The sequence below is a fragment of the Chryseobacterium populi genome (assembly GCF_000282115.1).
Taxonomy (GTDB): domain Bacteria; phylum Bacteroidota; class Bacteroidia; order Flavobacteriales; family Weeksellaceae; genus Chryseobacterium; species Chryseobacterium populi.
The window spans coordinates 1-12664 of the sequence record NZ_AKJY01000085.1 but is presented as its reverse complement, the minus strand read 5'-3'; the positions used below and the strand labels follow the sequence as shown (position 1 = coordinate 12664).

Genomic DNA, 12664 nt, shown 5'->3' with positions numbered 1-12664 from the left:
CATCAGTAAAAATATGATCAAATGAATAGAAGAGATATAATAAAGACAGCTGGTTTAGCAGCCGTTGGAAGTACATTGCAAACTTTCAATTCCATACTTAAAGCAAATACAATTGATCATAAATTGTCAGAAGGAATATCACCTTTTGTACAGCAATTTTCCGATGTGGAAGCGCCTTTAAAAACAAAATAAAATTTAGTAAAAATGGAAAAAAGATTATTAGGAAATAACAAATTAGAGATTTCCGCATTAGGATTAGGATGTATGGGATTAAGTTTTGGTTATGGAAAAGTAACCGAAAAACAGGAAGCGATTCAGTTAATAAGAACCGCTTTTGAAAATGGAGTAACTTTTTTTGATACAGCCGAATGTTATGGTCCATTCACTAACGAAACATTGGTAGGAGAAGCATTGAAACTCTTTAGAAAAGATGTTGTAATTGCCACCAAATTCGGATTTGAAGATGGAGATTCTACAAAGGGCTTAGACAGTAGCCCTGCAAGAATCAGAAAAGTGGTAGAGGATTCTTTGAAAAGACTACAGACGGATTATATTGATTTATTTTATCAGCATAGAGTTGACCCAAATATTCCGATTGAAGATGTTGCCGGAATGGTAAAAGATTTAATTACGGAAGGTAAGGTCAAGCATTTTGGTCTTTCGGAAGCAGGTGTGGAAACGATTCGCAGAGCACACACAGTACAACCGGTAACCGCTTTACAAAGTGAATATTCTTTGTTTTACCGTGAACCTGAAAAAGAAATCATTCCTATATTGGAAGAATTAGGAATTGGATTTGTTCCATTCAGCCCATTAGGTAAAGGTTTTTTAACGGGAGCAATTAATGAAAAAACAAAATTTGAAGACTCAGATTTTAGAAATATTGTGCCTAGATTCTCTGAAGAAAATAGAAAGGCAAACCAGGCTTTAGTAGATTTGGTAAAATCAATTGCAACAGAAAAAAATGCTACTCCTGCTCAGGTTGCTTTAGCTTGGCTTCTTGCTCAAAAGAGCTTTATTGCTCCAATTCCGGGCACTACCAAATTACATCGTTTAAAAGAAAATATTGACGGAGCTGATTTAAAACTGAGTTCTCAAGATTTATCTGAAATCGAAGATGCTCTTTCTGTAATTAAAGTTGTTGGAGAAAGATATCCGCAGCATTTAAAAGAAAGGGTCGGAAAATAAGAATATACTAAAATCAATCAAGTGTAATATTTTATTCTTACCAAAAGAAAAGTGTATTCATTTTCTTTTCTAAATTATTGATAATTAAATTTAAAAGAATGAGCAATGACAAATAAAACAATGAAATATTTAAGCTTAATCACCTTAATTTTAGTCTCCAATTTTTTTGTTAAGGCACAAAATCAGGTGGCACAAAAACCAATTACTATTGCATCACAAGGCAATTTTTCTGCTGGAGGTTCGGTTATCAAAAGTGATGGCGTTTTCGATCCTTTAAAACCATGGAATGTTCCCCAAGGTGGGCAAACAAGACACGGAGATCACGCTGATGTTTTTTACCAAATTCCTGTAAAACCTAAAAAACTTTCGATGGTTTTTCTGCACGGTTATGGACAATCTAGACGAAGCTGGCAGACTACAGCGGATGGAAGAGAAGGTTTTTCCAATCTATTTTTAAGAAAAGGTTATAGCGTTTATCTGGTTGATCAACCAGGTCGTGGAGAGGCAGGGCAAACTACAAAACCCGGACAAATTAGCGGTACGCCAGATGACCAGACTTGGTTTACCCAATTTCGAATGGGTCTGTACCCCAAATTCAATGAAGGAGTTCAGTTTCCAAAAGACAGCGTTTCTATGGATCAATTTTTCCGTATGATGACACCTAATACGGGAAATGTAGATGAAACAATAATTGTTAATGCAATGTCTTCGGTTATGGATAAATCCGGAAACGGGATTCTTTTCACACATTCGGCAGGAGGCTCACCCGGATGGAAAACAGCCATTAAAAATGAAAAAATTAAAGCTGTCGTTGCCTATGAACCCGGAGGATTCACCTTTCCGGAAGGAGAAGAACCTGAAGGAAACCGAGGAGGAAAAGGTGTTCCCATACAAGATTTTATGAAGCTAACCAAAATCCCAATTATAGTTTACTATGGAGATTATATTCCAACTGAAGAAACTACTGCAGCATCACTAAATTTTTGGAGAACCGTTCTGAAAACGGCAAGGCAATGGGCGAAAGTTGTCAATAGTCACGGTGGTGACGTTACTATTGTTCATCTTCCGGAATTGGGTATCAAAGGAAATACCCATTTTCTAATGTCTGATCTGAATAATGCAGAAGTTGCAGGATTATTATCAAAATGGTTGAAAGAGAAAGGGTTGGATAAGTAATATTGGTTGCATTATCCGTAATCTGTCTACCGATTTTAAACTGCTATTTTCTGAATTTTGTTAAACAATAAATGATATATGGAAAAGTTGAAAAATTTTGGTGTATGGTTTTGTGCAGTACTTCTATTATTATCATCTTGCTCAAAAGCTCAGAAATCAATGTCTGAAAAAAAGGAAATGTTGAAAGACAAAAATGTATTGATTGTTTATCTATCTCGAACAAAAAATACAAAAACAATTGCCGACATCATTCATCAAAATACCGGTGGAACCTTAATTGAGTTGGAATTACAGAATCCTTATCCCGAAGATTACAAAGCAATTGTAGATCAGGTGGCGAAAGAAAATGACACTAATTTTTTACCTCCGCTTAAAACAAAGATTGACGATATAGAAAAATATGATGTGATCTTTTTGGGGTTTCCAACCTGGGGAATGCAATTACCACCTCCGATGAAAAGTTTTTTGGGCCAGAACAATTTTAAAGGGAAAACAATTATTCCTTTTAATACCAATGCAGGTTATGGTATTGGAAACAGTTTTGACACCGTGAAAAAGCTAAGTCCTGGCAGTACAATATTAGAAGGCTTTACGATCAAAGGTGGTGTTGAGCGGGATGGTATTCTGTTCGTAATGGAAGGAAAGAAGAAAATTGAAGCAGAAAAGAAAGTAAAAGAATGGCTTACCAGGATCGGAATGTCTAAATAATGTAGTTGAATTAAACTTTAAAAGTAAAATAATGAAACAATTGAAGTATTTCATTTTAATAATCCAGATAATGAGTGTTTCACTTTTTGTAACTGATATGAAAGCACAACAATTAACAACACCAAGTAATCATTTAAGTGAAAAAGATAAAAGTACCATTGCTATTTCCTCATTTACAGCGCAAGGTAAATTGAAAGAATTAAAAGGTAGTTTAAATTCCGGTCTTGATTCGGGTCTGACTATTAATGAAATAAAGGAAATTTTGGTACATACCTATGCTTATTGTGGTTTTCCAAGAAGCATAAGAGGTTTACAGACTTTTATGGAAGTTCTTGATGAAAGGAAGGTGAAAGGTATTAATGATATTGTTGGAAAAGAAGCTTCGCTTATTGATAATGAAAACAACAAGTATGAGCGAGGAAAGGAAATTCTGGGTCAACTTACCCAAACAAAACAACCAGACAAACTTTCCGGCTATTCAGCATTTGCACCGACAATAGATATATTTCTAAAGGAACATCTATTCGCAGATATTTTTGAGAGGGATGTTTTGACTTATGCACAAAGAGAGTTGGTGACGATTTCTGTAATCAGTGCTATTGGTGATGCTGAACCAATGTTGCACTCTCATTTAGGGATTTCGTTAAACGTTGGATGGTCACCACAGCAGTTGAAGGAATTTGTTACTGTTGTCAGCTCTACTATTAATAAAGAAAAATCAAATGCAACCAAAATGGTTTTAAATCAGGTTTTAGAAAATAAACCTAAATAAACGATCTAAAATAAAAAAATGAAAAAGATAATAATGTCAATGACAACATTAATTATTATAGCAACAAGCTTTAGTATTAATGCACAAACAAAAAAAACAAAAATGGAAAAAATTGAAGTTGTCAAACATAATAATCCTTTCGGATTGGTTTATGATGATGCAATCAAAGAAAATGTAACAGGAAAAGTAAATATTTATCCTGTAAAGTATAAATTGAATGGAATTGATATCGCTGCCAATGTTTACACACCGGCAAATTATGATCCTTCAAAAAAATATGCTGCGATCACTGTTGCACACCCAAATGGAGGTGTTAAGGAACAGACAGCAGGTCTTTATGCACAACGTTTAGCGGAAGCTGGCTATATTACCATTGCTGCAGATGCATCTTATCAGGGAGCAAGTGGGGGAGAACCTCGACACACCGATAGACCTGTATATAGAACGGAAGACATTCGCAGAATGGCAGATTTCATTTCACAATATCCTGGAGTTGATATTAATAGAATCGGAGCATTCGGTATCTGCGGTGGTGGTGGCTATACTGTGAAAGCCACTCAATCAGATAAAAGATTTAAAGCGATTGCTACTTTAAGTATGTTTAATTCTGGAGAAGTAAGACATAATGGATTTATGAATTCGGGATTGAATACTATTCAGGAGCGTTTGAAACAAGCCTCCGATGCAAGGGCACAGGAAGTAGCGGGTGGTAAAATAGTATATTCAGGTGTGGCAAGCATTACCGATGAAGAAATTCAGAAAACAAATACGGATCTCTATCGGGAAGGTTATATTTATTATTATCGCACCAATGCTCATCCCAACTCGACTTTTTTATATCCCACCAGCAATTTACTGGATTTAATGACCTGGGATGCTGCGGACAATATGGATTTGATTAATCACCCTTTATTGATGATAGCTGGAAGTAAAGCAGATACCAAATATATGACGGATGAAGCTTTTCAGAAAGCAGTAAATGCAAAAGGGAAAGAACTATTCATCATTGATGGTGCTACGCATATCCAAACGTATTGGAGACCTGAATATGTAGAAAAAGCAGTTAAAAAACTGACTGAATTTTTCGGAAAAAATCTATAAAAAGCTGAAAGTTTTAATATTAAGTGTGGCAAGGCAAATTATAACAAGCCTTCTTTTATTAAAGAATTAAGATTAAATATTTAAATATGAAACAAATAGTTACATTACTTTTATCAATATTAATTGTATCAAGCTGTTGTAGTAAATCCACATTGGAAAGAGCAAGGACTAATATTTTTCCTAAAGGGGGAAAAGTAACCAATAACAATTTTACAGGCAACGTTTGGCTGCAAATGCTGGGACAGGAAGAACAGACACTTAATACGGGGGTAGGTAATGTAACTTTTGAACCCGGAGCGAGAACTAAATGGCATCTTCATCCCGGTGGACAAATTATCCTTGTAACTGATGGGATAGGATATTATCAGGAAAAAGGGCAACCTAAAAAGATTTTACATAAAGGAGATGTTATCAAATGTCCTGCAAATGTTGAGCATTGGCACGGTGCTAGTGAAAATTCATATTTCGTTCAGATTGCAGTCACTGATAATAAGAAGGGTTCGGTAGAATGGTTACAACCTGTGACAGAAGAAGAGTATCATAAGTAATGGAAATGGGGAAGATTCTTAATAGATAATTATTAACCAATCAAAAATAAATTTTATGAAAAGCAAACCTAAATTATTTTCTGTAGCCATTATAATATTCAATTTGGAAGTTTTTAGTCAAGTAAAAAGATATATTATTAATAAAATATTTTGCGATTGATAACCAGGAGTATTCCTAGATTTTGCAGTTTTTTAATTGTTCTTATAACAGTTTCCACTCGTAATCCTGTTAGCGATGCAATTTGCTGTCTGGTGAGAAATACTTGATAAGAATCAGTCGGAGGTTTTGATTTTTTTAAGTAGTTGAATAGATTCGTTATTTTTTCTGACGGGCTTTCTGATGCAAATCCTTTCATCAGGTAGGTATAATGCATATTTTCTGCGGTATATTTGTATAAATCTAACAGTATTTTGGGATTATCTTTTAGCATTAAATCAAAGCCCAATCTTTCCAATTTGATTATCCTAGAGTTCTCCATTGCAATGGCACTTACAGAATATGGATGTTTTAAGAACAGGAAAAGTGCTCCTAGACAATCACCTTGAATAGAAATGTTGTGAATAAATTCACGACCCGCTTTTTTCTCACTGACAATCTTCACAGTTCCTGTTGAAATTTGAAAATAAGAGACTACGTCATCATTTTCTTTAAATACATATTTTCCCTTTGTAAAATTTACAATTTTAGCTCCATAGTTCATCAAAAGCTCCTCTTTTATCAGCATCAATTTTTATTTTAATTATTCATATGAAACTATCTTGTGTGCAGTTCCTAATTTATTTACAAGCGTACAAAGCTTTCTTATGACCATTTGTCATCGTGATCATTTCTCTTAAGTTCTCTTTCAACTTCATTAATTTCAGGTAAAGGAAGAAGATAAGTGTCATTAATATATTTTAGAATATTTTTATTTGTTTTATCATCTATTTTTCTGATGAAAAGGTCATTGGAGGATTTTAGAGTTTCTATGAAGTTGTCAGCATATTGGTCTTTACTAAAAAAAGTTTTTTCAATGACTGCTCTTTTATCATCATTCACAATAATATCACTAAAGGCTGTGTTGAGGAGTACTGTTTGGAAAAATGATTCAGCTGGTAAAAGAGTGTGAAGGTAATAATCTTCAAAATCCATTACCCTTTTATTATTGGTTAAAAATACACAGGTTTCTCTTGTAAGGATAAGCCATTTCCCACCAATATAAGGTATAACTTCCTTCATAAATTCTCTTTTATAAATAAATGAAGATATTTTATGGGTTAGCTCTGTAAAATGATTTTGTATCCTTTGCAGTGTATCAGGCCTGTAAAATTTCTGGTCATAATAAAAAAGATAATTTCTTCCGTTATTAACGGTAAGGAATTGACGTATAATATTTTGTGACTTGAGTGGGGAGTCTTCACCACTCAGGTTGATAAAATAATCCCAGTCATGACTTACATTCAAAAGATATTCCATCGCATTAAGTTCAGCCCGGATCATACTAAATCCTCCGGACACAATATTCATGCTTTCCAAAATATACACATTGGGGAAGTGTATTAAATATAATTGTATTTCTTCTGTAAATTCTGCTTTTGCTTTCCGGTCGATATGAATAAGGTAAAACTGATCCCTTGTATAAATTTTTTGAAACATTTCTTTAAATGTATCAGGTTTATGATGGATCATAATAAAATAAGCAATCCTCACCTGCGGAGCTGAATGCAGGTCTGTAGTTTGGGAATGGGGACGAGTTATGTACAATGACTTTTGCATGGGGCTGAAATTTAAAATCATCCGCACAGGCAAACAATTCAGTTTATGTGCGTAAGCTACGAATATGTTTTTGATAATCAGTTAATTAAATTTACTGTTGCCTAATTGTTTTGTTGTATATTTGCAATACATTTATAAAACAGGTTTCTGCCTTTGCCATTCTGTAATAGTTTAAACTCACCATTTTTTCTTTCAGTTTTTGCTTTTTCAGCCACCCAATTATCAATCGGGTTTCGAATGTGAAAACACTCCACAAGTCTTTTCATCCTAGAATGATACGTTATTGCAGGCTCATGAATACTACACAGGTAATTTATCGGAAGTTAAGCAAGTAAAATGATGAAGAAAAAAGATTTTTTTATTCATCATTATGATACACCAATTCAAATTCTGAAAAGGGAATTTGCTTACAAAATATCGGGAAGACCGAACATTATGATGAGTTTCAAAGATTTAAATTTAATCAATCCTATTATCCGTGCTGTAACAGAAGCAGGGTATTCTAAGCCAACTGAAATACAGTATACAGCAATACCCCATATTCTTGCAGGAAAAGATATTATAGGATGTGCCCAGACAGGTACAGGAAAAACGGCAGCATTTGCAATGCCTATTCTTCAGTTGTTAAAAAAATATACCCCTGATCATAAAGAGATCAGAACATTAATACTTACACCGACCCGGGAATTAGCAATACAGATTGAAGAGAATTTTGCTGTGTACAGCAAATATTTACCTTTATCACAACTCTCTGTTTATGGAGGAGTCCCAGCGGGCGGACAGCTTGCGGCTCTTAGGAAAAGAGTAGATATTCTGGTGGCTACACCCGGCAGATTGCTGGATTTGGTTAATCAAAGACATATTGATCTTTCTAAAATAGAAATATTTGTTTTGGATGAAGCAGACAGAATGCTTGACATGGGGTTTATCAATGATGTCAAAAAAGTTTTAAAGCTGATTCCCCAGAAAAGGCAGACCTTATTTTTTTCGGCCACAATGCCTTCAGGTATAAGAAAATTTGCGGAAACAATTCTGAATAATCCTGTAGAGGTTACTGTAACTCCAGTATCTTCAACCGCACAAACGGTGAAACAATCCGTTTATTTTGTGGAAAAAGGAGATAAGACGGGTTTGTTGATTGATTTATTGCAAAATGAAAATATGAGGCGTTCACTGGTTTTTACCCGTACTAAGCATATTGCCAATAAGCTGGTACAGCAATTGGAAGGAGTAGGGATTTTTGCTGCAGCGATTCATGGGAACAAATCTCAGACCGCAAGACAGAATGCACTTGATGATTTTAAAGCAGTAAGATTAAAGTATTGGTAGCTACAGATATTGCAGCCAGAGGTATTGATATTGATGATCTTCCACATGTAGTAAAGTATGAGCTTCCCAATATTCCTGAAACGTATGTTCACAGGATCGGAAGAACCGGAAGGGCAGGAACGGAAGGTACCGCTATTTCATTTTGCGATACCGATGAGCGCTTAGATCTTAAAAATATTCAAAAACTGATAGGATTCACAATGCCGGTCAGATCATTTTATAAATAAAATCTGTAGAGTTTACAGAAAACGATAAATAATTTTTTAATAATAATTACAATGCAACAAGGCACAGTAAAATTTTTCAATGAAGCAAAAGGCTTCGGATTTATTTCTCCTACAGACGGGAGTAAAGATATATTTGTACATTCTTCAGGATTAGACACAAGATCAATCCGTGAAAATGATAAAGTCGTTTTCGATGTACAAAAGAGTGATAAAGGTTTAAATGCGGTTAATGTAAAACTGGCATAATAAAACTTTAATATCATCTGTTTGAAATAAAAATTATTTTCAATTTCAGTATTATATTTTTTTACAATTCAAAGTCCAGTAACCTTTGAAATATTGTTTGAAAGAACATTGATGTAAATCACTTTTTATTTTCCATTATGTTCATTTGCCTCTCACATTTATGTGAGAGGTTTTTCAAGAAAGAATTCCAATCAGTTTAAATAAAAAGACAGACAAATATGATTATCATTAACAATTTTATTGAGTATAAGGCTTTCGAAGGACAAATGGTTGGGTTTTCTGACTGGCACACCATAGATCAGAATCAAATCAACAGGTTTGCAGAGGCAACCTTAGATGACCAGTGGATCCATATTAATAAAGAAAGAGCTGAAAAAGAAGGCCCGTTCAAATCTACTATTGCTCATGGCTATTTGCTTTTATCGCTGATCCCTTATCTCTGGAAACAAATTGCTGAGGTGAGAAACGTAAAAATGGAAATCAATTATGGAATTGAGAATTTTAAATTTGGTCAAGCTGTAACTGTAGGTAGTGATGTAAAACTTCAGGCAACTGTAAAATCTGTCACCGACCTCAGGAGAACCATAAAAGTAGTGGTAGAAGCAAAACTTTTGATAAGAAATCAATCTAAGCCCGCTTATACAGGAGATGTTATTTTTCTATATCATTTTTTAGAAGAAAATAATAGGTAAACCGTTCGTATTAAATATATACTTACTTATCTGCAAGGAATCTGATTTGTTAAATAACATCCTAATCATTCCAATCTTACGACAAAGTAATGTTCTATCGTTTTTTGGGCTTTTTTACACATTGATAAAAGATCAGTATTGGATGTGTTCTCAAAAGTAAAACTATCATGGGCTTTAACAATATACTCGGTTACTATTTCAATATTCATTATATCGATTTCTATTACATCACTTTTCATCCTATTGTCTTCTTTGAAGAAAGGGATTTTACGGAAAATTGAGTTTTTAAAATGAAAAAGGTGTATTGTTTTCATAACATCAAATAGTATTTAATTTTGGTGATCTTTATTTGTAAAAGAAATAATAATGGGATTTTCAGCTTAGATGGTTCAGAGAATTATTTTTGAATTTCAATTTTTTAAAATATCTTTTCTGTTAAAATAGATAAGGTATTTAGATTATTCATTATCGCTTCTTATTATTGTTACGATCATCTTAAAGCGTTTATTTCCTTTTATAGAATGAGATTTATGGGCAGGAATAATAATACACTCACCTTCTTCCATAAAATAAGTGGCTCCGTCTATAATAATTTCTGCCTTACCTTCAATAATTTGTGCAAATGCGTCAAAAGGAGAAGTTTTTTCAGATAATCCTTCTTTTTCATCAAATGCTAAAGCGCTGATATTGCAAGGTAATTTTTCTAATATGGTCTTACTGACTACAGAATTCGATATGTATTCCACAATCTGACTGATAAAATATACTTTTGATTTTTCAACTTCTTGATGTTTCATCACTGCTTTTTTAAGTATGGAAGATTAGAATCTGTTGTAAATAAAAGGGATAGAACTGTCTGATATTCCATCCCTTTTTACAATTAAGTCTTTGATAAATATATTTTTATCAATAGGTTTTAACTGTTCTTGAAAACAATTTATGAAAGATTGATTTCTTTGATAATATTGAGAACTTCTTCACGGTTTTTTCTTAATCTATTTCCGATTCTTTCCAGCATCTCCCTTTCTTTCCCTTCTTCAAGCTTCAGGTCGTAGTCCGTTAATGTTGAAAATTTTTCTTTCAGTTGTTTTGACTGCTCAATCCAGTCTCCAGGAGTTTTGAAAAATTTGTCGTCTTTGTTTTTGTCCATATGGTGGATTTTATTGTAACTTTATTGCTACAGTACAAAGATGGGTGTTTAATAATCTATTGTATTACAGATTGTTTCTTTTATGTTGCACATATCACACTTTCGCAAAATTCCAGTTTTAATTTTTGAGCATCTGTAAGACGGTTGATCCTAAAAACAATGGTTTTGATGACTATTTATGAAGTAATAGAGATTATTGAGCCTTAGGACATGATTGTAAACCTAAAATACTGCTATATAATTCCTAATAAGTTATTAATTAATTGTATCTTGCTGATTAACTACATTGAACTGATGATCCGGACTCTAAGTTCCGACATATTCACTTTTTTCATTATTTGATATTTCCAGTATATCCTCTCTAGTCTGCTTCAAATCATTTAGAAATTGTTTTTGAAAAAGGGAATATAAACCTTGTGATTTTCTCCAAAGGACAATTCAATTGTAAAAAATATTATTGTTTTTATGAATATAAAAAAATATTTATGGATGTGGACTTTTTTAGTTCCTATTCTGGCGTGGCTTTCTTATATTGGAAATACTGTTTTTTCTTCAGGGTATTACTCTGTGATTCTTGCTTTATTTTTGATGGGAAGTGTTTTGGCAGCGGTGTATCATTCCGAAGTTATTGCCCATCGCTTGGGGGAACCATTTGGAACCTTGCTTCTGGCATTTGCCATTACGGTCATAGAAGTAGGACTTATTATTTCTATTATGCTGGGAGCAAAAGGCTTAGAAACCATTACCCTTGCCAGAGATACGGTTTTTGCTGCCGTAATGATAATCCTTACCGGAATCATTGGGAGCTGTATTGTGATAGGTTCCTTAAGATACAGAGAACAGAGCTTTACATTACAGGGGGTAAGTACGGCACTCATTACGCTTACTTCTGTTATTATTTTTGTGCTTATTCTGCCTAATTATACAATAAGTCATCTCGGAGGCGAATATACATCCTTTCAATTGCTTTTTATCGCCTTGATTTCTTTAGGACTTTATCTTGGATTTACCATGATCCAAACTTTTAGGCACCGAAGCTTTTTCATTTCTCCAGAGAACAAACTATCCAAAAATCAGCCAGTACAAGATAATCATGAAATGATTTCCCGAAAACAATTGTATATCAGTTGTATATTGTTACTATTATCCCTGGGAATAGTTGTTTTACTGGCAAAGCTTCTTTCAAAGGATGTTGAGCATATAGTGGTTTCCGCAGGTGCTCCCAAATCTCTTGTAGGTATCATTATTGCAGGTATTGTTCTCCTTCCTGAAGGGTTGGCTGCGTTCAGGGCTGCGAAAAGTGATGAAATCCAAACCTCATTAAATCTGGCTTTTGGTTCTGCTTTGGCTAGTATCGGGCTGAGTATTCCTGCCATCGCTATCATATCTGTAATAACCGGTATAAGAATGACATTAGGAATAGATATTAAATCAACAATACTTTTGGGACTGTCTCTTTTTATTATTACTGTTTCACTGGCAACAGGCAGAACCAATATCATGCAGGGAATTGTACTGATCGCTATTTTTTTAATTTACCTTTTTATTACGATAGTTCCATAAGCTATTGTGTATTAATATTTAATATGGCGAAATTCCTAACAGTTTTACTCTAGTAGATACCGCTTGTAATAAGTTATTGAATTTTTGGGAAAAGGTATTTTGAGAGGAAGATAAGGAGTAGAAAAATTCTTAGATAAACACAGCCTTTTCTATAAATTGAAAAAAGAGAATGACAATATTGAGAAACTTGATTTGTCAACAGAATACA

15 protein-coding genes and 1 pseudogene are annotated in these 12664 nt (G+C 33.7%); 11 read left to right on the top strand and 5 right to left on the bottom strand.

Features of this window, described 5'->3' with window-relative positions:
• Positions 1-21 precede the first annotated feature (21 nt).
• From PMI13_RS21265 to PMI13_RS16770, 7 genes are all read left to right on the top strand, one after another.
• Positions 22-192, top strand: a complete 171-nt coding sequence (locus tag PMI13_RS21265) for a hypothetical protein (protein WP_007845923.1) — start codon at positions 22-24, stop codon at positions 190-192.
• Between the two features lie 12 nt (positions 193-204).
• Positions 205-1188, top strand: coding sequence for an aldo/keto reductase (locus PMI13_RS16795; RefSeq protein ID WP_007845922.1), 984 nt, complete (start codon positions 205-207; stop codon positions 1186-1188).
• Positions 1189-1308: 120 nt separating this feature from the next.
• Entirely contained in the window at positions 1309-2364 is a 1056-nt protein-coding gene (locus PMI13_RS16790; RefSeq protein ID WP_034669273.1) for an alpha/beta hydrolase, read from the top strand.
• Between the two features lie 78 nt (positions 2365-2442).
• A complete protein-coding gene (locus tag PMI13_RS16785; RefSeq protein WP_007845916.1) occupies positions 2443-3072 on the top strand; it encodes a flavodoxin in 630 nt (209 codons plus the stop codon).
• 31 nt (positions 3073-3103) lie between these two features.
• Positions 3104-3844 carry a carboxymuconolactone decarboxylase family protein gene (locus PMI13_RS16780; RefSeq protein ID WP_007845915.1) on the top strand — a complete coding sequence of 247 codons (741 nt, stop codon included), beginning with the start codon at positions 3104-3106 and terminating at the stop codon, positions 3842-3844.
• A gap of 102 nt (positions 3845-3946) precedes the next feature.
• Positions 3947-4945, top strand: coding sequence for an alpha/beta hydrolase (locus tag PMI13_RS16775; RefSeq protein ID WP_238536326.1), 999 nt, complete (start codon positions 3947-3949; stop codon positions 4943-4945).
• 86 nt (positions 4946-5031) lie between these two features.
• Positions 5032-5493, top strand: a complete 462-nt coding sequence (locus PMI13_RS16770) for a (R)-mandelonitrile lyase (RefSeq protein ID WP_007845913.1) — start codon at positions 5032-5034, stop codon at positions 5491-5493.
• 137 nt (positions 5494-5630) lie between these two features.
• Here PMI13_RS16770 and PMI13_RS16765 read toward each other — a convergent pair whose 3' ends face one another.
• Entirely contained in the window at positions 5631-6218 is a 588-nt protein-coding gene (locus PMI13_RS16765) for a Crp/Fnr family transcriptional regulator (protein ID WP_007845912.1), read from the bottom strand.
• 77 nt (positions 6219-6295) lie between these two features.
• Positions 6296-7249 (bottom strand): beta-1,6-N-acetylglucosaminyltransferase, encoded by a 954-nt coding sequence (locus PMI13_RS16760; protein WP_007845911.1) that lies wholly within the window; start codon positions 7247-7249, stop codon positions 6296-6298.
• A 438-nt stretch (positions 7250-7687) separates the two neighbouring features.
• Between PMI13_RS16760 and PMI13_RS16755 the strand changes: the two are divergent.
• The 3 genes and pseudogenes from PMI13_RS16755 to PMI13_RS16745 all read left to right on the top strand — a co-directional run bounded on the left by PMI13_RS16755 (position 7688) and on the right by PMI13_RS16745 (position 9743).
• A pseudogene (locus tag PMI13_RS16755) lies at positions 7688-8805 on the top strand (DEAD/DEAH box helicase).
• A 51-nt stretch (positions 8806-8856) separates the two neighbouring features.
• Complete coding sequence (locus PMI13_RS16750; protein WP_007845908.1) at positions 8857-9051, top strand: cold-shock protein; 195 nt, start codon at positions 8857-8859, stop codon at positions 9049-9051.
• A gap of 218 nt (positions 9052-9269) precedes the next feature.
• The gene (locus tag PMI13_RS16745) at positions 9270-9743 is read left to right on the top strand and encodes a MaoC family dehydratase (RefSeq protein WP_007845907.1); all 474 of its coding nucleotides are present in this window, start codon (positions 9270-9272) and stop codon (positions 9741-9743) included.
• A gap of 65 nt (positions 9744-9808) precedes the next feature.
• Here PMI13_RS16745 and PMI13_RS16740 read toward each other — a convergent pair whose 3' ends face one another.
• The 3 genes from PMI13_RS16740 to PMI13_RS16730 form a co-directional block, all read right to left on the bottom strand.
• Positions 9809-10057: a hypothetical protein gene (locus PMI13_RS16740; RefSeq protein WP_007845906.1), complete on the bottom strand. Its 249-nt coding sequence runs from the start codon at positions 10055-10057 to the stop codon at positions 9809-9811.
• Between the two features lie 144 nt (positions 10058-10201).
• The gene (locus PMI13_RS16735) at positions 10202-10540 is read right to left on the bottom strand and encodes a cupin domain-containing protein (RefSeq protein ID WP_007845905.1); all 339 of its coding nucleotides are present in this window, start codon (positions 10538-10540) and stop codon (positions 10202-10204) included.
• Positions 10541-10680: 140 nt separating this feature from the next.
• Complete coding sequence (locus tag PMI13_RS16730) at positions 10681-10893, bottom strand: hypothetical protein (RefSeq protein WP_007845904.1); 213 nt, start codon at positions 10891-10893, stop codon at positions 10681-10683.
• A 465-nt stretch (positions 10894-11358) separates the two neighbouring features.
• Here PMI13_RS16730 and PMI13_RS16725 point away from each other — a divergent pair, with 465 nt between their 5' ends.
• Complete coding sequence (locus PMI13_RS16725; protein WP_007845903.1) at positions 11359-12456, top strand: calcium:proton antiporter; 1098 nt, start codon at positions 11359-11361, stop codon at positions 12454-12456.
• Positions 12457-12664: the final 208 nt, after the last annotated feature.